This is a genomic window from Eubacterium aggregans (assembly GCF_900107815.1).
Classification (GTDB): domain Bacteria; phylum Bacillota; class Clostridia; order Eubacteriales; family Eubacteriaceae; genus Eubacterium_O; species Eubacterium_O aggregans.
This window is the reverse complement of sequence record NZ_FNRK01000009.1, coordinates 17341-40414: the sequence shown is the minus strand read 5'-3', so window position 1 is coordinate 40414 and position 23074 is coordinate 17341. Positions and strand designations below refer to the sequence as shown.

Annotated in this window: 25 protein-coding genes; 16 read left to right on the top strand and 9 right to left on the bottom strand. The window is 48.6% G+C overall.

Features of this window, described 5'->3' with window-relative positions; genetic code table 11:
• Window positions 1–35: 35 nt before the first annotated feature.
• Window positions 36–986, bottom strand: coding sequence for a sugar-binding transcriptional regulator (locus BLW33_RS06600; protein ID WP_090244040.1), 951 nt, complete (start codon window positions 984–986; stop codon window positions 36–38).
• Between the two features lie 405 nt (window positions 987–1391).
• Here BLW33_RS06600 and BLW33_RS06595 point away from each other — a divergent pair, with 405 nt between their 5' ends.
• The 6 genes from BLW33_RS06595 to BLW33_RS06570 all read left to right on the top strand — a co-directional run bounded on the left by BLW33_RS06595 (window position 1392) and on the right by BLW33_RS06570 (window position 5637).
• A complete protein-coding gene (locus BLW33_RS06595) occupies window positions 1392–1925 on the top strand; it encodes a transcriptional regulator GutM (RefSeq protein ID WP_341456146.1) in 534 nt (177 codons plus the stop codon).
• Window positions 1926–2008: 83 nt separating this feature from the next.
• A complete protein-coding gene (srlA, locus tag BLW33_RS06590; protein WP_090306680.1) occupies window positions 2009–2539 on the top strand; it encodes a PTS glucitol/sorbitol transporter subunit IIC in 531 nt (176 codons plus the stop codon).
• Complete coding sequence (gene srlE, locus BLW33_RS06585) at window positions 2526–3509, top strand: PTS glucitol/sorbitol transporter subunit IIB (protein WP_341456145.1); 984 nt, start codon at window positions 2526–2528, stop codon at window positions 3507–3509. The genes srlA and srlE overlap by 14 nt, the downstream gene beginning before the upstream one ends.
• 21 nt (window positions 3510–3530) lie before the next feature.
• Window positions 3531–3893: a PTS glucitol/sorbitol transporter subunit IIA gene (locus tag BLW33_RS06580; protein ID WP_090306679.1), complete on the top strand. Its 363-nt coding sequence runs from the start codon at window positions 3531–3533 to the stop codon at window positions 3891–3893.
• 40 nt (window positions 3894–3933) lie between these two features.
• Window positions 3934–5235, top strand: a complete 1302-nt coding sequence (locus BLW33_RS06575; RefSeq protein WP_090306676.1) for an NAD(P)H-dependent oxidoreductase — start codon at window positions 3934–3936, stop codon at window positions 5233–5235.
• Window positions 5236–5361: 126 nt separating this feature from the next.
• Window positions 5362–5637, top strand: coding sequence for an HPr family phosphocarrier protein (locus tag BLW33_RS06570; RefSeq protein WP_090306673.1), 276 nt, complete (start codon window positions 5362–5364; stop codon window positions 5635–5637).
• Window positions 5638–6375: 738 nt separating this feature from the next.
• On the opposite strand, the gene BLW33_RS06560 is transcribed toward BLW33_RS06570, so the two are convergent.
• The 4 genes from BLW33_RS06560 to BLW33_RS14305 all read right to left on the bottom strand — a co-directional run bounded on the left by BLW33_RS06560 (window position 6376) and on the right by BLW33_RS14305 (window position 8340).
• Entirely contained in the window at window positions 6376–6858 is a 483-nt protein-coding gene (locus tag BLW33_RS06560) for a hypothetical protein (protein WP_090306669.1), read from the bottom strand.
• A gap of 477 nt (window positions 6859–7335) precedes the next feature.
• Window positions 7336–7752, bottom strand: coding sequence for a Fic family protein (locus BLW33_RS14315; protein ID WP_242911614.1), 417 nt, complete (start codon window positions 7750–7752; stop codon window positions 7336–7338).
• Entirely contained in the window at window positions 7731–7829 is a 99-nt protein-coding gene (locus BLW33_RS14310; protein ID WP_242911618.1) for a Fic family protein, read from the bottom strand. The genes BLW33_RS14315 and BLW33_RS14310 overlap by 22 nt, the downstream gene beginning before the upstream one ends.
• Window positions 7830–7938: 109 nt before the next feature.
• The gene (locus BLW33_RS14305) at window positions 7939–8340 is read right to left on the bottom strand and encodes a hypothetical protein (protein WP_242911613.1); all 402 of its coding nucleotides are present in this window, start codon (window positions 8338–8340) and stop codon (window positions 7939–7941) included.
• A gap of 356 nt (window positions 8341–8696) precedes the next feature.
• On the opposite strand from BLW33_RS14305, the gene ispF reads away from it, so the two are divergent.
• The 5 genes from ispF (at window position 8697) to BLW33_RS06530 (ending at window position 12932) form a co-directional block, all read left to right on the top strand.
• Complete coding sequence (gene ispF, locus BLW33_RS06550) at window positions 8697–9179, top strand: 2-C-methyl-D-erythritol 2,4-cyclodiphosphate synthase (protein ID WP_090306848.1); 483 nt, start codon at window positions 8697–8699, stop codon at window positions 9177–9179.
• A complete protein-coding gene (locus tag BLW33_RS06545) occupies window positions 9176–9868 on the top strand; it encodes a 5'-methylthioadenosine/adenosylhomocysteine nucleosidase (RefSeq protein ID WP_090306667.1) in 693 nt (230 codons plus the stop codon). The genes ispF and BLW33_RS06545 overlap by 4 nt, the downstream gene beginning before the upstream one ends.
• Window positions 9869–9878: 10 nt before the next feature.
• Complete coding sequence (gene alr, locus BLW33_RS06540; RefSeq protein ID WP_090306664.1) at window positions 9879–11087, top strand: alanine racemase; 1209 nt, start codon at window positions 9879–9881, stop codon at window positions 11085–11087.
• Window positions 11088–11159: 72 nt separating this feature from the next.
• Window positions 11160–11969, top strand: coding sequence for a transketolase (locus BLW33_RS06535; RefSeq protein ID WP_090306661.1), 810 nt, complete (start codon window positions 11160–11162; stop codon window positions 11967–11969).
• Window positions 11970–11996: 27 nt separating this feature from the next.
• Window positions 11997–12932: a transketolase family protein gene (locus tag BLW33_RS06530; protein ID WP_090306658.1), complete on the top strand. Its 936-nt coding sequence runs from the start codon at window positions 11997–11999 to the stop codon at window positions 12930–12932.
• A gap of 78 nt (window positions 12933–13010) precedes the next feature.
• Here the strand turns inward: BLW33_RS06530 and BLW33_RS06525 are convergent, their stop codons facing one another.
• The 4 genes from BLW33_RS06525 to BLW33_RS06515 all read right to left on the bottom strand — a co-directional run bounded on the left by BLW33_RS06525 (window position 13011) and on the right by BLW33_RS06515 (window position 17812).
• Window positions 13011–15242, bottom strand: coding sequence for a bifunctional diguanylate cyclase/phosphodiesterase (locus tag BLW33_RS06525; RefSeq protein WP_176966650.1), 2232 nt, complete (start codon window positions 15240–15242; stop codon window positions 13011–13013).
• Between the two features lie 44 nt (window positions 15243–15286).
• Complete coding sequence (locus BLW33_RS06520; RefSeq protein ID WP_341456150.1) at window positions 15287–16564, bottom strand: extracellular solute-binding protein; 1278 nt, start codon at window positions 16562–16564, stop codon at window positions 15287–15289.
• A gap of 36 nt (window positions 16565–16600) precedes the next feature.
• Window positions 16601–16729 carry a hypothetical protein gene (locus BLW33_RS14505; RefSeq protein ID WP_323400727.1) on the bottom strand — a complete coding sequence of 43 codons (129 nt, stop codon included), beginning with the start codon at window positions 16727–16729 and terminating at the stop codon, window positions 16601–16603.
• Window positions 16730–16867: 138 nt separating this feature from the next.
• Complete coding sequence (locus tag BLW33_RS06515) at window positions 16868–17812, bottom strand: sugar-binding transcriptional regulator (protein ID WP_090306652.1); 945 nt, start codon at window positions 17810–17812, stop codon at window positions 16868–16870.
• A gap of 257 nt (window positions 17813–18069) precedes the next feature.
• Between BLW33_RS06515 and BLW33_RS06510 the strand changes: the two genes are divergently transcribed.
• The 5 genes from BLW33_RS06510 to BLW33_RS06490 all read left to right on the top strand — a co-directional run bounded on the left by BLW33_RS06510 (window position 18070) and on the right by BLW33_RS06490 (window position 23073).
• Window positions 18070–19119, top strand: a complete 1050-nt coding sequence (locus BLW33_RS06510; RefSeq protein WP_090306651.1) for a glycerol-3-phosphate dehydrogenase — start codon at window positions 18070–18072, stop codon at window positions 19117–19119.
• A gap of 92 nt (window positions 19120–19211) precedes the next feature.
• Window positions 19212–20717 (top strand): xylulokinase, encoded by a 1506-nt coding sequence (gene xylB / locus BLW33_RS06505; RefSeq protein WP_090306648.1) that lies wholly within the window; start codon window positions 19212–19214, stop codon window positions 20715–20717.
• Window positions 20718–20748: 31 nt separating this feature from the next.
• Window positions 20749–21402: a fructose-6-phosphate aldolase gene (gene fsa / locus BLW33_RS06500; RefSeq protein ID WP_090306644.1), complete on the top strand. Its 654-nt coding sequence runs from the start codon at window positions 20749–20751 to the stop codon at window positions 21400–21402.
• 194 nt (window positions 21403–21596) lie between these two features.
• Window positions 21597–21944 (top strand): PadR family transcriptional regulator, encoded by a 348-nt coding sequence (locus BLW33_RS06495; RefSeq protein ID WP_090306642.1) that lies wholly within the window; start codon window positions 21597–21599, stop codon window positions 21942–21944.
• A 43-nt stretch (window positions 21945–21987) separates the two neighbouring features.
• Window positions 21988–23073, top strand: a complete 1086-nt coding sequence (locus BLW33_RS06490; protein ID WP_176966649.1) for a GTP-binding protein — start codon at window positions 21988–21990, stop codon at window positions 23071–23073.
• Window position 23074: the final 1 nt, after the last annotated feature.

The window sequence follows — 23074 nt, the reverse complement described above, 5'->3', positions numbered from 1 at the left end:
AAAAGCACCGGTCAGGTGCTTTTTTTAATGGAAATTTAGATACTGTCCAGGGCCAGGGCAGCATTGTAATCGGTAATCAGCACATTGATGAAGCCGCCGTTGATGGCGCCGTGAATGGCCTGTCCCTTTTCAGCACCGCAGCACACCCCAATGGAATGGCTGACCTGGCGCAAGGCGGTGATATTGATACCAATGACTTTTTCGTTATATTCGTAGCGGTCGATATCGCCGCTTTCGTCGTAGAAATTCATGCAAATATCCCCACAAATATTTTGGGTTTTGAGTTCGGCCAGCATCTCTGGGGTGAAATAACCAGTTTTAATCATGGTGGAATGGGCACTGGGAATTCCGATTCCCACAAGAGCAATGTCGAGATGGGATGCTTTTTTAAAAACCCGACGGATACTGTTCTCTTTCATCAGCTCGGTTTTTGTTTTAATCCGGGAAACCATGGCGGGGGCATGAATGGGGAAGTAATAGCCGCCAAAGGCTTTGGCTAAGGATTCAGCAATATAGTTGGAATGGAGGTCGTTCTCCACCGTGCCGATCCCCCCCACCAAGGGCAAAAAGGTAAGCCCGGTATGGTAGGTGCCCTGGGCGTGGGGAGCGATGCTGGCCACCGTTGTCCCCATGCTGACGCCGATAGTGTCGCCTTCCTTAATGATCCGGGAAAGAAAGGTCGCCGCCGCTTCACCGATGGATTCCTTCGTTTCCAAAGAATCTTCCTTGCTCTCAACAATAAAAACTTCTTTGAGGCCAAATTTCTCCTCCAGGTGCTGCTCCATTTGGTAGTGCTTCCGTCCATTGATATCGGATACGGTAATTTGTACGATTCCCACATCTCGGGCAGCTTTGAGGAGTTTAGAGATCGTAGGACGGGAGATGCCAAGCTTCAGGGCGATGTCCTGCTGGCCGAGACGATGATTATAATAGAGATCACTGACTCGAAGCATCATCCGTTCATCGTCAATTATATTTTTTTTCATATCGGTTTCCTTTTTTGAATTTGTTTGTGAATAGTTTAACATATATGGTTTGAGAATGCAATAACTCGAAATATTTTTACATCTGAATAAGAAAACCGGTTCGTTAAAAAACAAACATCAAATTTTTGGCAAATGTTAAAATTTCTAAAAAATCGAGGTGATTTGTTTGTATAATTTACAAAAGTAAAAAAACGTATGTAAAAACTAAAAAGAAAATATTTTAAAGAATGATAAAAAACAGCCGAGAAACCGCCTATAAAAAGGGTTTTAAGGGAAATGAGGATAAAAAAGCGATTATTTAAAATTGACAAATGATAGATAAGGGACTATAATTCAATTATCAAATCACTCAACATCAAAGGGCGAAGTCAACGGCGAGATATTCTGGATTTAGGGGGAATAGCAATGCAGAATTCAATAATGAATTACTTGTTTCTTGTAGTCTTCGGGCTAATGGCTTTACAAATGTTTTTAGGACTCATCCAGGTTCGGGCCTATAAAAACGCAATGAATGCCCTTCGGGGAACCGGGATTGTCGGGCTGGGCCATACTAAGGGCAGCCTTGCCAAGAAGGGACAGGTCATCGTGCTGTCTTACCAACGCCGCTCAGATCAGGTGGTGGGTTGTAAGATTATGCGTGGGGTCACCATCTTCGCCCGATTTAAGGATGTGGCGGATTATAACGGCATGGGACTGGAGGCGATTCGGGCCCTGGCAATCGCCCAGGATCAGCGGGAGTTTAAGCATCGTCGGAAAAAGCATCCCTACGATCCAGAGGAGTACAGTAAGAAAAAAGGGGCCCTGATTCAGGCGGTGGAGGCCATCGATGGCCGGATTGCCCGAGATGATGATCCCGAAGCCCATCGGGAAAATGTCCACGCCGCAGCCATGAAGCAGGCCCGAAGACGCAGCCGGACAACGGGTGCCGTCAGTGAATAAATCTATTATGCTGGAAGGACCCCTTGTTGCAATACATAAAAAGAATAATCCAGTTTTAGAAATTATATTTTATGGAGGGTATTATGGATTTTTTAGCGAATTTAGCCTCTGGTTTCATCGGCCTTTTTCAGCTCGGTGGTGAGACCTTCGTGGGGTGGGTGACGGGGATCATCCCAACCCTGGTGTGTTTGATCACGGCGGTGAATGCGCTCATCGCCATCGTCGGGCAGGACAAGATCGATAAGCTCGGTGTGGTTTGTGGAAAGAACATTCTCTTGCGATACACGGTGCTTCCGGTATTGTCGATGTTCTTCCTGTGTAATCCCATGGCCTATACCATGGGGCGTTTCCTGGATGAGCGGTACAAGCCGGCATTCTACGATGCCACCGTCTCCTTCTGCCATCCCATTACCGGGTTGTTTCCCCATGCCAATGCAGGTGAATATTTTGTGTACGGCGGGATTGCGGCAGGCCTGACCACTCTGGGCAAGGACTTAGGACCCTTAGCCATTCGGTACTTTATTGTCGGGCTCATCGTCATCCTCATCCGTGGGGTGGTGTGCGAACGTCTGACCATCCGGTTTATGAAGAAGGGGGCGAATGCAAATGTATAAGGCCGTTAAAATCACAAAGGGTCCCAATGGCTGGGGCGGACCTCTGGTTATTGAACCCACGGAAAAAAGAAATAAGATCGTTTCAGTGACCGGCGGGGGGATTGATCCCCTGGCACGTCGGATTGCGGAGCTCACCGGTGCCGAAGCGGTGGATGGGTTTTCCAACGGCGTAGCTGACGATGAATTCGCCTGTGTAGTCATCGACTGTGGGGGCACCGCCCGGTGTGGAGTATATCCCAAGAAACGGGTGCCTACCATTAACATAACGGCGGTGGGCCAGAGCGGTCCCCTGGCCAAATATATTATGGAAGACATTTACGTTTCCGATGTCAAGCCTGGGAATATTCAGCTGGCGGATGCCGGGGATACACCAGTGGAAACCGCGGCAGTGGAGCTGACGGAAGAAAAGAAGGATGGCGCAACGAAGGCCAATGATGGGAAGAGGGAAAGCTTCCTGGTTCGCTTAGGAAAGGGCGTCGGCGGTGTCGTCGCTAAATTCTTCCAGGCCGGTCGGGATACCATCGACATGGTCATCCGAAATATCCTGCCCTTCATGGCTTTTGTGGCCATGCTCATCGGGATTATCCAGGGGTCTGGACTGGGGGATTGGATTGCCAATACCATTTCGCCCTTGGCAAATACCCTGCCGGGTCTGCTGGTGGTGTCCATCATCTGTGCCATTCCTATTATTTCACCCATCATCGGACCCGGGGCCGTCATCGCCCAGGTGGTCGGGGTACTCATTGGGGAACAAATCGGCCGTGGTGCCATTAATCCTTCCCTGGCTTTGCCAGCACTCTTCGCCATCGATGCCCAGGTTGGGTGTGACTTTATCCCCGTTGGTTTATCCCTGGGTGAAGCGGAACCCGAAACCATCGATGCTGGCGTCCCCGCCGTGCTCTTTGAGCGTTTGGCCACCGGCCCCATTGCGGTGCTGATTGCCTTTGCCTTCAGTATTGGGTTGTATTAAAAATAAGGAGGAGCATGGCGTATGTTCAAAACCGATGTTGTGGATATCGGGCCACTGGTAAAGGATTTAGCAGAGGAAGGCGGGTTTATCATCGTCTTTAATGATAACGCGCCGGCCGCTTTAGCGGAAATGGCCGTACTGCACACCAAGTGTACATTGGAGCGGGATGTTGCCCCGGGGGACCAGGTTATTTTAGGAAATATATCCTACACCGTTACCGCTGTGGGGGATGAGGCCAATCATACTCTGGCCAGCATGGGACATTGCACGCTGAAGTTTTCAGGGCAAGCGGAGGTTGAACTGCCAGGCCAGATGGAGCTGGACGGCGGTGGTATCGTCCCTGAGATACAGGTGGGAGATTCCTTTGAGATTCATTTTCAATAAGCCATCAATAAATATTATATGATAGAAAGAGGTATGACACATGATTAACATGAGCGTTAAGTTGGAGCAACTGGAAGCAGAGGGAAAATCCATAAAGGCCAGCATTGTCGGTGCTGGACAGATGGGATGCGGAATGGCCGCACAGATGACGACGATGAAGGGGATGGATCCCGTGGTTGTTGTGGATGTGGTACTGGATAATGCCAAGCGGGCCTATCTGGATTCTGGCTATACCGAAGGGGTGGATTTTGTTGAAGCCAAAACCGTTGAAGAAGCCAACAAGCTCTTGGCGGAAGGTAAATTCATCGTCACCAGTAATAATGAAATCGCCACAAAGTGCGATATCATCGATTGTGCGGTGGATGCCACCGGTGTGCCGGAAGTGGGGGCCAAGGTTGCCATGGATGCCATTAACGCCGGGAAGCACATCTGTATGCTCAATGTTGAAACCGACGTGTGTATCGGACATCTCCTCTGGAAATTGGCTAATAATGCCGGTGTGGTGTACACGGGCTCTGCCGGGGATGAACCGGGTGCCGTTATTGAAATGTACGATTATGCCAAGGGCTTAGGCTTTGATGTCAAGGTTGTTGGGAAGGGGAAAAACAATCCCCTGGCCCTGGAATGCAACCCGGATACTGTGGCGGAAATCGCTAAAGAAAAGGGGGCCTCCCCTAAGATGATCTGTGCCTTTAAGGATGGCACCAAGACCATGGTGGAAATGACCGCTATGGCCAATGCCACCGGTTTTGTCCCCGATGTCACCGGTGCCCACGGTCCGGAAAGTGATGTCAAGGGATTAAATGATGTCCTGAGCCTGAAGAGCGAAGGCCGGGGTGGGGTTCTGGACAACTACGGCGTCATTGAATACGTCAATGGTGTGGCTCCGGGGGTGTTTGTCATCATCGGCACCGATCAGCCGGATATCGCCGCAGAATTAACCTACCTGAGCATGGGACCTGGCCCCAACTACACCCTGTATCGCCCCTATCACTTAACCTCCCTGGAAACCCCCATGTCCGTGGCCAAGGCATGCATCGACCACGAACCCACCATCGTTCCTCGGGCTGGGCGTGTGGCAGAAACCATTGCCGTGGCTAAAAAGGATATGAAGGCCGGCGAAATGTTAGACGGTATCGGCGGCTACACCATCCGCGGAACCTTTATGGCTGCGGCGGAAGCGGATGCACAGAATGCCCTGCCCATGGGCCTGGTGGATAAGAAAACCCAGCTCACCGTGGATAAAAAAGCCGGCGAAGTCATCACCTATGACGATGTTATCTTAAATAACGATAACCTCATTGTCCAGCTGCGTAAGCTCCAGGATGAATTGTTCCTATAGGAATCACAAATTAATTTGCTGATCTCGCAAGATTCAGATAAGGCACTCCTCCCCTAAGGAGGCCTAAAGCAAAGGCGCGGCGGTTCCCCTACTGCCGTGCCTTGTTGTTTAATCAGGAGGAAAAATATGTATGTAAAAGAAGTGAAAGTCGTTAATCCCACGGGGCTCCACGCCCGTCCCGCCGCAGAATTCACAAAGGTCGCCGGCCAGTACCAGGCGGATTTAACCATTGTGCGATTGACGGATCAGCCCAAGGAAGGCAACGCAAAATCTGTCATCAGCGTTATGAGCATGGGATTGACTGCGGGCACGACTCTGAGAATTACCGGGAATGGTCCCGATGAGGTGGAAGCGGTGGATGCTTTGGTGGCGTTGGTAGACGGTGGGTTTGGAGAGGAGTAGGAAAAGGGCGGTTCCTCCGCCAAGTTTGTGGCAATGGGGCGGCTGTTCGTAGATTGTATAACAGTCCTGCTCCCGCTCGGTATACAGGCTGCGCCAGTTCGCCTTAAGGTCGCAATGACTGGCATACAATCCTTGGACAGCCTTGGTTTAAATGTTTAGCTCTGGATTATTTCTCCTGACAAGGGGGGGTAATCCGTTTTTTTATGTTTAACTTGCGTATTATCTTGCTTACTATCTTGCGTGTTTTGGAATGGGCAAGATGGGAATCTAGTTTTTAACATAGCGTTGGTTTCGATATTAGGAAGAGTTCGGCGGAATATGTGCAGGGATAGGTCATCCTATTAGACAGTGTTTTCGGAAGATTCGACATTGAAGATGATGATTTTTTCAGACTGGTTGCTTTTTAAAGCATTAATTATCACAGCTCCAAACTACAGGGTAGGTTAGAAGAACACAGGCAAGGGACAGAACTCTTTTCACCTGTGTTCTTAGTGGAAAGATAATTCTTTACTTTTTTCTCTGTAGTACGAGTACAACAATGAATGTGACAATAGTAGACAGGATAAGCTGTGGAAAAATGACCGCTTGCAGCGGACTGAAAAAAGCACTAAAATTGGATATAGACAATCGAATATCATGAGATATTAATTTTGCAAGAATAGTGGCCATTATTTGGATAATTACAATTATTGTAAACAGTATGAATGACTTGAAAAATTCTTTCTTCATGATGTACACTTATTTGAAATTATTGGTGGCATAGGTATTTCGATAGACTAAATTAACATGGTTTGCATCTGAATAAAGATAGACTCCTACCCTTAATTTGTTTTGATAACGGGCAATAATAACAGATCCATAGCCAGTATTGCCGAAAACGGAATAGTATTGGTCTGTAGCATCATTTGCAAAAGTAGTAATAAAGGCACCGAGGCCACCACCAAGCATTGCACCAGGTGTCCCTCCAAGTGAGCCAATACCAGTCGACCCTGCTGTGATTAGGGCGGATTGCAATGCTTTTTCCATCGTTGCCCTTGAGCTGGCATCAAAAGAAAAGCTGAAGCTTCGACGATTCCATAAGTTCAACTCTCTAGACTGGATTTCGCTTTCGATTAATTCTTGGTCGTTGACAAAGGTGGATTCTTCATTTGCAAAAACGGGACATACAGATAGTAGCGCAATTAAGAAAACGATAAACAGACTGATTGTTGTTTTTTTCATAATAACCCTCTCGTTTCATCATGGTATTCAATGTACTATGTACCAATAAATTAATTTTTAGAGCACAATTAATCTTGATTTTGGCACAATGGACTCACCCCTTTCAAAACTTTGCTTCTATTCAAAAACAAAAGTTGTATTGAGCTGTAGGTATAATGCAATAAAAAAATCCCGTTATCCGGGATCGCATAGAAACATGATATCCCTGAATTAATCAATTCAGATTATCGGACACATCCTATAAAGGCATCCCGATTCCATCATGTTGTGGATTCTCACCACATTATCCTTTTTATTATTCTTTTGATAGTATTGTACCAAATACAGTCAAAAGTGTAAATGGAAAATACAAACCTAAATTATTTGTGACAGTACTAAGATGTAGAGGGACACTGAAAGCATTTCCGCTTCGCCCCCCCTCGTTTATATTTAACTTGCTAACTATCTTGCGTGTTTTGGAATGGGCAAGATGGGAATCTAGTTTTTAACATAGCGTTGGTTTCGACTTTGGGGCTTATCCGGCAGGGTACGGTGGACCAAGCTTAAATCCAGGGCGGGGTTCATATAGTGTTTCCGGAAGGTCTCCCTGGATTTTAAAGATAATTTTTCCATGATTGCCCTGGCAGTATAGGGCACGCCAGGTTCCATAAGGGCAAGCATTTTTTTAACGGGCTCGTTCAATTGTTCGTCAGCACTTGCAGCTTGGGCAGCCAATTCCTTCAGGTACTGGTCAATCTGTTCCAGCATAAATTTAATAAAAACATCAGAATTCCCAACTCCATGGCATTTTGAAATGGCCTCATAATAATCGTCCTGGAACTTTTCAATCTGGCTTTCGATGGGGATAAAGGTAAAGAGAGGGTTCCACTGTGCTAAAATCGCAGTGTGCCACAATCGGGCCGGGCCATTCGGCCATTCCCATGAGAAAGGGGATGGATAAATACAAATTCATAGTGAAATACTGCGGCCATAACTAAGGGATGGACCACATTCTGATTCAGGGACATCTACTCAAAGAGATCGGCCATCAATTTGGGAACGAATTGTGCCGGCGGTGCCATAAAGATGCAGACATCCCCATCAAATACACCATCCTCCCCCCCACCCCCGCCTGAATTCCCCGGACTCCTCTTCAAGCCCCTCCGTTAAAATTCCGTAGGCTCTTTTTAAATCGGCAATGGCGAAGGGATCGAGCACATCGAGTTTTTCATAAGTACGATAGGCATTCTTTACTTCCTGGATTTCCCGCCCAGGTCCAAGAACCAGCTGACCGTCGATAACCGACTGAACCTCAGATAAAGAAAGGGAATTGGCTTCAATTTTCAAAGAAGAATGAATGGACCGAATACGGTTATTCTTTCTCAGCTGTGGTTTTGATTCTAAATCCTTGTAAGCACTGATGCGTCCCAGATTTTCTGAAATAGACGCAACCTGGGATAGCATTTTATTTGAGCTGCGAAAGGGTGGTTGATTGGTTTTCATGGGCACGCTCCTTGGTGTTATTATACCTGATTCCCAGGACTTTAACCACTCTGAAAGACAACTTTTAGCCGATCCACCCCCTACCCCTCCCTACAAAAAAGTGCTATAATAAATCTAATAAGCCATGAGATGGAAAAAATATCTGCTTGGAGTTATCTTTACAAAAATAAAAATAAATAAGAAATAACTTCAAAATATGGTGAAAAAACCAGTAATTTTTTGCTGTAATGGGTTATCATTTTCGATTTTGTTCAAGAATAGCTATACTTTAAAGGATGATTGTGGTTAAATTAACGAGAGGGAAAAACGAATCCTTTTCGTTATTCCTAAGAAACGGAGGATGGGTTATGAATCCCATGCGAATTGGAATCGGCTACGATGTTCACCAGCTGGTGGCGGGTCGGAAGCTGATCCTCGGCGGAGTAGAAATCGAGCATTCAATGGGCCTTTTGGGCCATTCCGATGCGGATGTCCTCACCCATGCCATTATGGACGCTGTACTCGGCGCCCTGGGCCAGGGGGATATCGGCAAACATTTTCCAGACACTGACAAAGCGTATAAGGATGCGGACAGTATCCGACTTCTTGAGGAAGTGGTGGCCATTATGGCTGGTGCCGGTTATGGCATCGGTAATGTGGATGCCGTCATTATCGCCCAAAGACCCAAATGCGCCCCCCATATACCGGGGATGCGTAAGCGGATAGCGATGGCCCTGGGCACGACGGTGGACCAGGTGAACATTAAGGCGACCACCGAAGAAAAGCTTGGCTTTACCGGTCGTGAGGAAGGCATTGCGTCAGAAGCCGTGGTACTACTGGTCAGGGGGAATGAAAAATGATTGGAATAATCGCAGCACTAAAGGAAGAAGTCGAGGGTATTGTATCAAGCATGACAGAGTCCACCACCTTTATCAAGGCGGGGATGACCTTTGTTTCTGGAAAAATAAATTGTAAAGAGGTAACTGCGGTACAATGTGGTGTGGGAAAGGTGAACGCTGCCCTGTGCACCCAGATCCTCATCGATTGCTACGGGGTGGATTGCCTCATCAATCTGGGGGTAGCCGGCGCCCTAGCCGGTGGCCTGGATGTGGGAGATATCGTTCTCTCTAAGGATACCATGCAGTACGACATGGATGCCACCCCGGCAGGCTTTGCTTTGGGGGAAATCCCCGAAATGGGGATGCGCCTCTTTGAAGCAGACCCGGAACTATTGGCTAAAGCGAAAGCTGCCGCCGCGGGACTGGGTATTCCAGCCCTGGCCGGCCGGGTACTCACCGCAGACCGGGTGGTGGCTTCAGGGGCGCTTAAAGCGGCCCTGGCTACAGAGCTCTGTGGAGCCTGCGTGGAAATGGAAGGGGGCGCTGTGGCCCAGACGGCCTGGATGAATGGGATTCCCTTTATCATTATCCGCAGTATTTCCGACCACGCGGACGAGGAGCTCGAGGCGACCTATGACGCGCACTTTGAAGAATCGGTGGCCAATGCCAGCCGGTTGGTGCTGGCCTTAGTCAGCGCATCGGCATGCTAAGGAGGAAACTATGGGAATTTATGATGATTTAGGTGAGGTTTTGGAACTGCCACCCCATCGTCCGACCTGGGCAGAGATTAATCTGGAAAACCTGATTTATAATCTGAATGGCATTAAAAAATTAGTGGGTCCCGGGGCGACCATCATCGGTGTGGTGAAAGCCGATGCCTACGGACACGGCATCGAGGTGGTGGAAACCCTCCAGGATGAGGGGATTGACACCTTTGCGGTAGCTTTTTTGGATGAAGCCATAGCCCTGCGTCAAAAGGGAATCGATCGCAGCAGCATCATGCTTCTGGGCTTTACCGCGGAGGATACCATACCGGACTTAGTGGAGTGGGATATCGAGCCAACGGTGTACCAATATGATTTTGCCAAAGCACTGTCTGATTACTGCGTATCCGAAGGCTGTGTCTGCCCGGTCCATGTGAAGGTGGACACGGGAATGGGCCGGATCGGCTGGCAATGGCATGAGGCGGTGGAGGCCATCGCTCAGATTGCTGAGCTGCCGGGGATTACCATTAAAGGGATGTTCACCCATTTCGCCACCGCAGACTGTGCTGATAAAACCTTTACCCATCTCCAGCTGTCCCGCTATGCCGAGGTGGTGAAGGGCTTAAAGGAACGGGGGATTACCATTCCCTTAAAGGATGTGGAAAACAGTGCCGCCATCATGGATTTTGAGAAGACCATTTTCAATGGCGTTCGGCCAGGCATCATTCTGTACGGTCTGTATCCCTCGAATGAGGTCAAGAAGGAGCGCCTGCCCCTAAAGCCTGTGATGACCTTTAAAACCCGGATCGTCCATATCAAAACGATCCATGCCGGGGATTCCCTGGGCTATGGGCGCAAGTACATCGCCACTGAGGATCGGGTAATTGCCACCCTGCCGGTGGGTTATGCCGATGGGTATACCCGGATGTTGTCGGGCAAGGGGGCAGAAGTCTGGATTAAAGGTCAGCGTGCTCCGGTAGTGGGCAATATTTGTATGGATCAATGTACCATTGACATTACAGATCTCGAAGATGTGACCCTTTTTGACGAGGTGGAGCTTTTTGGAGAAAACCTTTCCGTTGATGAGCTGGCGAACAAGCTGGGAACCATCAATTACGAGCTGGTCTGTATGGTGAACAAACGGGTCCCCCGGGTGTACACCTTTATGGGAGATGCTCATCTCGAGGTGGAAATTTTAAATTCTGGTTATTTTGGGCTAAATTAGCCCGGTATATAGATATCGTAGCCCAATGATGGTATTGGGCTTGAGATAGAAATCTTTTCGAAGGAGAACTTTATGGGAAAATTAGAAGCAACAGCCAAGGATATCCGCAAAGATATTGTTAAAATGATTGGCAAGGCCGCCTCCGGTCATCCGGGTGGATCTTTATCCGCCGTAGAAATTTTAGCCCTGTTATATTTTGAAAAAATGAATGTGGATCCCAAGGATCCCAAAAAAGAAGATCGTGATCGCTTTGTGCTGTCCAAGGGACACGCCGCTCCGGTGCTCTACGCCACTTTAGCAGCCAAAGGCTTTTTCGCTAAAGAAGAGCTGGAAAACCTGCGCCAGATCGGTCACATGCTCCAGGGTCACCCGGACATGAAGAAGATTCCCGGGGTAGATATGTCTACCGGTTCCTTAGGCCAGGGTATCGGCGCTGCCGTTGGGATGGCTCTGGGAGCTAAGCTTGACAAAGCAGACTGGAAAACCTACGTCCTCTTAGGGGATGGCGAGCTCCAGGAAGGTATGGTGTGGGAAGCCGCCATGAGCGCTGCCCATTACAAGCTGGATAATTTGATTGCCTTTGTGGATAATAACAACCTCCAGATCGACGGTGCCATTACCGATGTTATGAGTCCCTATCCCATTGATGAAAAATTCGTAGCCTTTGGCTGGAATGTTATCGTGGTGGAAGATGGTAATGACTTCGATCAGCTTCGCGCTGCCCTGGAACAGGCTGGAACCGTTGAAGGCAAGCCCACCATGCTGGTGTGTAAGACCGTCAAGGGTAAGGGTGTCTCCTATATGGAAAACAATGCGGGCTGGCATGGTAAGGGACCCAATGCGGACGAAGTCGCCCAGGCCCTTTCTGAATTAGACGCCTAAGTGAGATTAGAGATAGGAGAATCGAATATGAGCAAAATCGCAACGAGAGAAGCTTACGGAAAATACCTGGTGGAATTGGGCGAAAAGAATGAAAACATCGTCGTCCTGGATGCCGACCTCTCCGGCGCCACCAAGACGGCTGACTTTAAAAAAGCCATTCCAGAACGCCATTTTAATGCTGGGATTGCAGAATGTGATATGATGGGCATGGCTGCAGGCCTGTCCACTACTGGGAAAATTCCCTTTGCCAGTACCTTTGCCATCTTTGGCGCAGGCCGCGCCTTCGAAGTCATTCGGAACAGTATCTGTTACCCCAAGATGAACGTCAAGGTGGCCTGTACCCATGCGGGCCTCTCGGTTGGGGAAGATGGGGGTTCCCATCAGTCTGTGGAAGATATTGCCCTGATGCGCGTCCTGCCCAATATGACGGTCCTGGTCCCTGCGGATGCCGTGGAAACCAAACGGATGATGGATGCCGCCGTCGAATTGAATGGACCGGTTTACCTGCGTTTAGGTCGTCTGGCAACCGAAGTCATTTTACCGGAAGATTATCAGTTTGAACTGGGCAAGGCCGTTACCCTGAAAGAAGGGACTGATGTGACGATCATCGCCATCGGCCTGATGGTTGAAAAGGCTGTGGAAGCCGCTGAAATTCTGGCAGGTGAAGGCATTAATGCGCGCGTGTTGAATATGGGTTGCATTAAACCCATTGACCGGGATGCCATTGTAGCCGCTGCCAAGGAAACCGGCGCCATCGTTACCGCAGAAGAACATTCCATTATCGGCGGCTTAGCGGGCGCTGTGTGTGAAGTTTTAGCTGAAACCGTACCAGCTCCGGTGGAAAAGGTCGGGATTATGGATCAGTTCGGACAATCCGGTAAGGCTGTGGATGTACTGGAACACTATAACCTGAATACCAACGCGATTGTAGAAGCAGCTAAAAAAGCCATTGGCCGGAAATAGTTTAATCACTTATTGAGCAATTTATAAAAAAATAAAAGGACTATCCCATATAGAGCGGATAGTCCTTTTGTTATACTTTTACGGACGATGGGCCTCATCATAAATGCTGCTATCGAAGTAGGTAAAGCAGCCTTTGGTTCCTCGCTTCCCTTGGTACATGGCAAAATCAGCATATCGGATCAGAGCATTCCCTTGGCAGCTGTGCGTTGGATAGATTGCAACACCAGCGGACATGTGTAAGGTGTGCCCATTACCTTCAGGGAGGATGACGCATTGGCCCTGGACATTTTTTTCCAGGTTGGACACAGCTGTTTGAAGGGTCACCATATCCGCCAGATTGTAGAAAAATAGGATGAATTCATCCCCGGACATCCGGGCAACTAAGGCATCGACTGGACTACCGGCTAAAAGCTGTGTTGCCGCTGTTTGGATATAGACGTCTCCAGCTTCATGGCCAAAGCTGTCATTAACATATTTTAGGTTGTCTAAATCCAACATAATCAAGGCAGCGTATTTGTCCTTCTCCAGGGTTCCATCAGTAAAAATATTATGAAACCGTTCCAAGAAAGCCCGGCGATTCATCAGACCTGTAAGAACATCGTGGTTCCGTTCATATTCCATTTGACGGAGTTCTCGCCACTCAAGACTGATATCTTCCACAAATCCAGTGATTAAGTTATTTTGTATTTCTACCTGTACTCGAATCCATAAAGTACCATCTTCTTTGGGGATTTCATAAACCCGTTCTTTTTGTTGTGGGGCATCCTTTATGGTCTTGGGCAAGGCATAAGGTTCAAAGGAATTCAGATGATCAAGGAAGGTATGATAATCCATGTCCTGGGCGGATAAATTCTTTTCTCCAAAAACATCGAAGAAATCATCACTGACAAACAGAATTTTTTCAAGGCCCTCATCTAATTCAAAGGCACCGAGATTGATACTGGACATTTTGAGTAAATGGGTCAATTTTCCTGCGGTCCGCATGACTTCCCGATTGAGGGCTTCAACGCCTTGGGCAAGGGAATCCAATTCACTTATTCCTGTGGCAGTGAGTGGGACGGGGGTGCCGGCAGAGATACCGATACGGACTTCTTTTTCAAGCTTAGAAACTGGAGCGATTAGCCGTTTTGTGATGATGATGGTGGCAATGACACTGACAATGAAAGTGGCACCCACAATAATGGAAAGGGTAAGGCCCGTATTCCAGGAAAGGCTGGATAGGGTGGTCTTTGGCTCAATGGCCATGAGAACCCATTGTTCGTCAGAAAAAGGTGCATTACGGTTATAAAGCGATAGCTTGCCTGTGGCAGCAACCATTTGAGACGTGTTTTGTAGCCCTGTGAGAAGACTGCATTTTTTATATCGGCTTGGCTGGAGGTTAAATTCTTTCAATGTGTCCTGGGTCAGTTGGTAATTTGAGCTATTGACTGCCACAGCCTGGTACGGACCGTCTGATTTTTGTTGAACCGCCAGACAATAGGCGCTGTCATTGTCGGTAATTTCTTCCGTCGGCAGTTGTTTAATCAGATAGTCGGTCAATATTTCCACACCAAGGACACCATATAAAGTGCCATCATCAGCAATAAGTGGGACGGAATAGGCGATAGAGATGACGTTATCCTCTTCGTTAAGGTGGTACGCTGGTGACCAATACGCTAAATCAGTATCTGATAAATCTTTGTTTTCCAAAGCGGCACGATAGGGATTATAAAAATAACGGTGATCTGCATTATCCTCGGATAGAGTAAATTTAGGAGTCCAATAGGAATCGGTGGTGATGCCGGTTTGTGCCACAACATCCACTGGAGCACGCTCGAAAAGGAGATCCTTGTTATCACTATTATAGACGGAAGAAGGGTCCCGATCCCGGATATAGATGCCCGTTAGGCTATCCTTTACTGGATTCGCAGGAAGGGGACTGCCTCGAAGGATGACAAAGGCACCAGAGACGGCATTTGTTCGCATCATAGAAATGAGCATCGGGGTGGCCTGGCGGAGATAATCGGTATATGCGTTGGCATCAGAGGATAGACTGGCGGCATTCTGGCCACTATTTGCATAAAGGGCATCCAGCTGAGATACCGTATCACCGGTTTCACGCCATTTGTTCACCATATCGTATTGAAGATAATCCTGTCTGGATTGAACGGTTCGGCCGAGGACCTGAGCCGCCGATTCATCCAGACGGACCAGCAGTCCGCTGGCGAAAATACTAATAAAAATAAGAGCCATTTGGGTAATCAGCAGGAGACAGATGGGGATGAGCAATTGGATTCGAAGGCTTTGTTTTTTTTCTTTTAGATGGGTCATATCCATACACTCCTCTGAAGGAATACAAATGGTCCATGGATTATTTATTCTTGGGTGAGAACCGTCTCCAATTGGCTGAGGGTATCCTTATACCAGGCATCAAAATTTGCATCCGTATTTAATTGAGCCAATGCGGTGTTGTAATCTGTGCCGTTTGACACCATTTCAAGTAAGGCTTTACGATCAGCTTCGGCCTTTTGGGGCAGGGTATGTTCGAGGATGCTTCTGGCAGTACCACCATTCTTAAAGGCTTTATTTGTATACATTTCATTATTCTCCGTGGTCTTGGCAGCTGAATTGAGTGCGTCCACCACCTTTTCTTTGGTTCCGGAATCAGTCATGACGGAGGCAAGATAGGACTCGGTACTGGCCTCTTTAGTGACGGGGAGATAACCAGACTCAACGGAAAAAGTTGCGTTTTGCTGAGGTTGCGTGAACCATTTGAGAAATTGCACAGAGGCATAGACCTCTTTTTCGTCAGCTTCGGTGACGACCATTCCCGCACCCTGCTGGACAGCGTAGGCTTTGCCTCCTTCAAACTGGGGGGCAACGGTGGACGTCATCGTGATGGGGTAGCTTTCGGTATCAGAAAGGATGCACTGACTGGGGAGGAAGCTGGCGCTGGAAGAGGAGCCGACGCAGGCGATAATGCGCCCGGTTTTGATGTCATCACTGCGGAAGCGGTTTTCTTCATCAAACCATCCAGCGACCATGGGAAGGTAGTAATTATCCCAAAGTTTGCGCATGACGGCCTTGTCAAAATTTAAGGTACATTGTCCATTTTGAGCATTGAAGATTTCTGTCCCCAATTGTCGGGAGCCAATGATCATATAATTGGCAAAGGCATCCCGTCCAAAAAAGGCTTTGCCATCATTGGGGATATCCGGGGTTTTGGCGTTCGTCCATTCATAGTAGGCTTTTGCTGTTTTGGTAATCCCCTCAATGGCTTTGAGCTCATCTTTAGAAGCCCCGGTAGCATCAGCAAATTTTTGCCAATCGGTTTCGTTGATGCTTAAAATTTCCGTGGATTTGGCAACCGGGAAGATCTTAAGGCTGCCGTTGTTGAAAAAATCGCCCTCCTCAATATAGGCCTGGCGTTCCTTTTCGGTAAAGTAGGGGGATAAATCGGCCACGGTCCCCATTTGATCCAGTTCATAGGCGGTGTCAGAATAAGCGGCAAATATATTGGGCATTTGGGGGGCACCGACTTTCTTTTGAGCGGCATCCATAACGCTTTTCTCTAAATCAGAAACAGTACCCTGGGTCGATTCACTGACTTGAATGCCCTGCTTGGCGCCTTCGCCCGCATTAAACTCGGCGATGGCATTGGCAAAGGCTTGCTGTTGGGCACCGTTGTATTAATGCCAGATCGTAATCTTAGTCGGATTTTGTGGGTCTAGTGCAACTTTCTTCGCACTTTGTCCACAGCCAGAGGTCAGAACAATCAGACTGATGAGGGCGAGCGTCAGGGAAATGAATCGTTTCATGAAAACTTCTCCTTTGGGCTTTAGGAATCGAAAAACATCTATTCATTCATATATTACCATATGCTTAAGGAAAACAAAAGGTTGAAAAGGGTTAAATTACGATTCTCTAAAGATAATTTATTGAATCATTATAAAAAATCAACGATGCTTGAGGACCTCCATGGCGGTGGGTGCGTCGATATAAAGACTATCGACGAGGCTGCCGCGCAGTGCGGCGCAAATGACCCGGGCCTTGACGACGCCGCTGGCTAAAAGCAGCTTATTGGGAATGGCCCGGATGGTATCTAAGGAGGCTCCAACCACACGGTCGTCCAGGGTGTGGTCGAAAATATCTCCCTGGGCATTGATGAAATGGGAGCAGACATCCCCAATACAGCCTCTGGATTCCATATCCCGATATTGGGCATCCGTGAGTAATCCCATTTCATAAATAACAGAGGGTCGGGCTAAATTACCCACAGAAAAGACGGCGGTCTGGCAATGTTCGGCCATTTTAAGGATGCGCTTCACCTGGGAATCCTGCTTAATGGCCTCTGCGATAAAAGGAGCATCTACCATGGCAGGGGCGGGGATCACATAGGCGGTACCATCCACACTGCCGGCAAAATTTTTAAGAATTTCCAAGGCACTGGATTCGTGGATGGCCCGGGAATAGCCCCCGGAAAGCTGGATCACAGAGATGCCCCGGCGTTTAATGGGAATTAAAAGAGTGGACAGCATTTCCAGGGTACTCCCCCAGGCAACGCCCAAGGTACAATCATCATCTAAATATCGGGGAAGGTCTTCCGCCAGGGCTGTACAGACATCCCGAAGGAGGATTTGGGGGTTGTTCACGAAATCCGGGACGATGGTCACCCGCTTCAGCGGAAACTGGGAGAGGAGTTGCGCTTCTAAATCTCCGAAGGAGAGCATGGGCTCTTTGATTCGGACTTCTACAAGTCCCATATCCTTTCCGGCCTTCAGTAAACGGCTTACGGTGGATTTACTGATGCCCTCCTTAGCAGCGATTTCGACTTGCCCCAAGTCCAATTCATAATATAATTTTGAAATACGAAGGATTTGATTGATTTTTTTCTGATCCATAAACGGCTCCTTGATGTGGGAAAATTCCCATAAAAAACTACTGATGAAATTTTAATTCTATTATATGTGGGATGCTGTCGGGTGTCAAGGCAAAAAAAAGTGCAAAAAAAGATCATAATTTTTAGAAAGTGAAATTATTCCCAAACATATTAAGAATAATCTCGAAATAATGGAAAAGTTGCACTCATTCTATTGACTTTGTTTAAAAATCAACGTACAATGCCCGTATCAAAGAAAAAACACAAGGAGTGAGTGAAATGAGCATTGTTACCTTAGTTGGTTCTGGTCAAATGGCCTCAGCACTGACCTTTCCCCTTTTTGAAAATGGGCATGAGGTCAGACTGGTGGGGTCACCCCTGGATGATGCCGTTATCGATGGCCTTCGGGAGGATGATTTTCATATTAATTTAACCCGAACCCTCCATCACGGCATTCATTATTACAAGGTGGATGAGGTAGAGACCGCCCTTGATGGGTGTGATTTGGTGGTCTGCGGCGTCTCCAGCTTTGGGGTGGATTGGTTTTTAGAAGCCATTATCCCCATTATTCCAGAGGGCATTCCCATGATTTCGGTGACCAAGGGAATGATCAATTATCCTAACGGTACCCTCCAGGTCTATCCAGAGTATTGGGAAGAACGGTTGCCAGAGCATTCGACTTTAGAAATTTATGCCATTGGCGGACCCTGTACTGCCCGGGATCTCTCGGATCACGATCACTCCTTTGTGGGCTATTGCGGCCGGGATCTTAAAAAGCTGGCAGAAATCCGGGCACTCTTCCAAACGGATTATTACCATATTAGTTTAACCGATGATATTGTTGGACTGGAAGCAGCTGTTGCCCTGAAAAATGGCTATGCCCTGGGAACGGCCCTGGCCATTGGTCTGAAAAACTTATGTGGGGATGATGGTATCGCCCATGTGAATTCTAAAGCGGCCCTCTTCCAGCAAAGTGTCAAAGAAATGGATGCTCTTTTGGAAATCGTCGGGGGAACCCATAAGATGATTATGTATGCCGCCGGAGACCTGGACGTGACCGTGGCCGGGGGTCGAAGCCGAAGCGTCGGCCAATACCTCGGGGAAGGGCTGTCCATGAAGGAAATCACCGAGAAATTAGCAGGACAGACCCTGGAAGCCGTGGTCATCGCCACCCGCACCGCCAGTGCTGTGAAGGCCATGGCTGAAGCCGGTAAAATTGATGCTTCGGAATTCCCGCTACTTCTCCATGTGGATAAGCTCCTCAACGAGGGAGAAAAAGTGAATATACCTTGGAGTGACTTCCAAACCACAACCCGGGATAAAAAATAAATTTGGAAGATACCCTAGGTTTGGGGAAGCCCGGGTATGGTGTGTTACGGCAAACAAAAATTCATAAATTTTAATTTTGAGGGAGGAATATTATGGAATATTTAATTGGATTGGATTTAGGAACAGGCAGCGTTAAAACCGTATTGTTTGATCAAAATGGGAAAGAAATCGCCCAGATGGCCCAGGAGTACCCGGTATACCAGCCCCACAATGGTTGGTCCGAACAGGACCCCGAGGATTGGTATTCGGCAGCCATTGCCACCATGCGCTACGTCATCGAGGAATCCGGAGTCCCCACCGAAGCCATCAAGGGCATCGGGATGTCCGGCCAGATGATGGGGGCCGTTATGTTAGATGCCGCAGGGAATCCCCTGCGCCGGGCGATTTTATGGAACGATGCCCGGACCACAGAGTCCTGTGAATCCGTTCGCCGAATTGTGACGGATGCCAAGATGATGGAAATCAACTGTAACCCCGTTCGGCCAGGCCTCACCGCCGCTAAGATTCAATGGGTCAAGGAAAACGAGCCGGAAATCTATGCGCAAACTGCCCATATCCTGTTGCCCAAGGATTATCTGCGCTATCGCCTCACCGGGGAATACGCCACCGAAGTTTCCGATGCTTCTGCCATGCAGCTCTTGGACGTTCGGAATCGCTGCTGGTCTCCCTTTATCTTAGATGCCCTGGATATCAAGGAATCCATGCTGGGGAAGGTCTACGAATCACCGGAGGTTACCGGAACCATCACCAAGGATGTAGCGGCACTGCTGGGCCTCTCTGAAAAAACCGTCGTAGTTGGGGGTGCCGGGGATAACGCTGCTGGTGCCGTGGGGACCGGTGTGGTTGCTCCGGGCCGTGCCATGACCACCATCGGGACCTCAGGGACTGTCTTTGCTTATGCCGACAAGCCCATGATGGATGAAAAGGCCCGGGTATATACCTTCTGTATGGCCGTGCCGGATGCCTGGCATTTTATGGGAAGCGTCAATTCTGCCGGTAATTCCCTGAAATGGTATCGGAATATGTTCTATAGCGACGATATAGAATACGAACAGATCAATAAGGATGCCATGGCTTCAGCCGCTGGTGCCAATAACCTGATTTATATGCCATACCTCACCGGGGAACAATCCCCCCACTTTGATTTACAGTGCCGGGCTGGCTTCGTCGGTTTGTCCGTCACCCACACGAAGGGGGACTTAACCCGGGCCGTCATGGAAGGCATTACCTATGCCCTCCGGGATGTGTTGACCGCAGTGCGTGAATCCGGAATCGAACCCGCTATTATGCGGATGTGCGGCGGTGGCTCCAAGAGCCGCTTCTGGCGTCAGCTCATGGCAGACATCTACGATATGCCCGTTTGCCTGCCGGACATGAATTCCGAGAATGCCGCAGCCCTGGGGGCCGCCATTCTGGCTTCCGTGGGAACAGGGATGTACCCCAATGTCCAGGATGCCTGTGATAAAATCATTAAGATGCGGGCCGAAAACTACGATCCCAACCCGGCCATGCGGGCAAAATACGATGCCACCTACGCCGCTTTTGACAAGCTGTATCCACAGCTGAAGGATAATTTTGCAGAAATTTTGAATTTATAAAGGATTTAAAAATCCACAGGAGGATGATCGCATGAAATTTTTCTTAGACACTGCCAACGTCGAGGATATAAGGCGGGCCAATGATATGGGTGTGATTTGTGGCGTCACCACTAACCCCTCCCTCATCGCAAAAGAAGGACGGGATTTTGGTGAAGTGATTGCCGAAATTGCAGCCATTGTAGATGGACCCATTAGTGGTGAGGTCAAAGCCACCACCACCGATGCCCAAGGAATGATTGCAGAGGGACGGGAAATTGCTAAGATTCATCCGAATATGGTGGTTAAAATCCCCATGACTGGTGAAGGGTTAAAGGCTTGTAAGACCTTAGCCGAGGAGAATATCCCGGTGAATATGACACTGATTTTCTCTGCGGGGCAAGCACTTCTGGCCGCCATGGCCGGTGCCGCCTACGTGTCACCCTTCCTTGGACGGTTGGATGATATTGCTTCACCGGGGATTGACCTCATTGAAAAAATCACCGATATTTTTGCCGTTCAGGGCATCACCACAGAAATCATCGCCGCCAGTGTGCGCAATCCTGTTCATGTACTAGAATGTGCCGCTTTGGGAGCGGATATCTGTACCGTACCCCTTTCGGTCATTGAAGCCATGCTCAAGCATCCTTTGACGGATCAGGGCATCGAGAAATTTCGAAAAGATTATATTGCCGTATTCGGAGAATAGAAGAGAATAAAGAGACAACCCCCAAAAAAGTGGCACAGACCTTTTGGTCTGTGCCGCTTTTTTTATGGAAGTGCGAGGGGGGCATATTTTTCCCTTGACACGGGGCGGTCCTGCTCCTATAATTTAGATATAGTCTAATAGTAGATGTAGTCTAGTAGCAAAAGGGGGATATTATATGAGTCAGGAGGAAGTCCATGATGATCCAGCAATGTAAATCCTGTCAGGGAAAAAATCTGGAGCGCTTTATCCAGCCCATTATCCTGTCCATCCTAAAGCAGGAAAGTGAAATCAACGGGTATGCCATTATTAAGAAAATTGGGAGCTATGCCACCTTTGAGGGGCAGAGCCCGGACCCTACGGGAGTCTATCGCTATTTAAAACAAATGGCGGAGCGGGGTCTGATTGAATCCAGTGAGGCGGGACGGGAGCGGCGTTACAGCATTACCCCGGAAGGACGGCATTGCCTGGGCAATTGGCGGGAGACCCTGGAGGAATACCAGAATCGGATTCGGGAGCTGTGCGAAGAATTGGCCCAGGTTTAACAGTATCGGTAAGATGGAATGAAAAAGAAAAAGGAGCATGGTTATGAAATGTGTACAATTAATGGTCATCGGTGGATTTTTAGGGGCGGGGAAGACTACCGCCATGATGCAGCTGGCAGAACGGATTAAGGCCCAGGATAAAACCGTGGGGCTGATTACCAATGATCAAACGGATTTTTTGGTGGATACCCAGTACGTTAAGAGTCAGGCCTTGGACGTGGCGGAACTAACGGGAAGCTGCTTCTGCTGCAACTATCCGGGATTTGCAGAAAAGGTGGGAGCCATGGCGACAAAGGATTTTGTGCTGGCGGAGCCGGTGGGCAGCTGTACCGATTTGGTGGCCACCATTATGAAGCCCTCTAAGGCGGGAAAGGCGGGAGACATTGCCGTGCTGCCGCTGTCGGTATTGGTAGAGCCCGCCCGGTTGGCCCAGTTTATGGCAAAGGATACCTCCGTTTTTTCCGAAGGAGTCTATTATATTATGGCAAAACAGATGGAGGAGGCAGATTTTATCGTTCTCAATAAGATCGATACCCTTGATGATGCAAGGAAAGAGGTGCTTTTGGACTTTTTGAAGGGAAATTATCCCCATGGCCGGGTTTTGGAAATCTCGGCAACAACTGGGGAGGGTCTGAAGGAATGGTTATCTGCGGTCACCGGGGAAGAGGTCCAGGGGGCCAGTACAAGAAAGATTGCGGTGGAGTACCAAACCTATGGTGATGCTGAGGCCGAAATGGGCTGGCTGAATGCCCAGGTCACCCTTCATGGGGGACGCGCCTTTGATGGCAACCGCCTCCTTCAGACGCTGGGACAGATTCTGAAGGAAAGTGTTGCGGATCACCAGGGGGAAATCGGGCATCTTAAGCTTTTTCTGGAAGGAGATGGGGACAGCGCTAAGCTGAGCTGTACCAGTATCCAGTCCATGGTGAATCTGGACAAGGCCCTTACAGAAGGTATTTCTGGGGGCAAGCTGACCATCAACCTTCGGGCGGCGGTAGACCCTGAGATCCTTAGGGCCGAAACAGAAGCAGCCCTGGGGGACATCAAGGGGGAATTTGCCTTAGATACAGGGAATTACTTGGTGGAAGCCTTCCGACCAGGCTTTCCCAACCCTACCTATCGATTGTAAA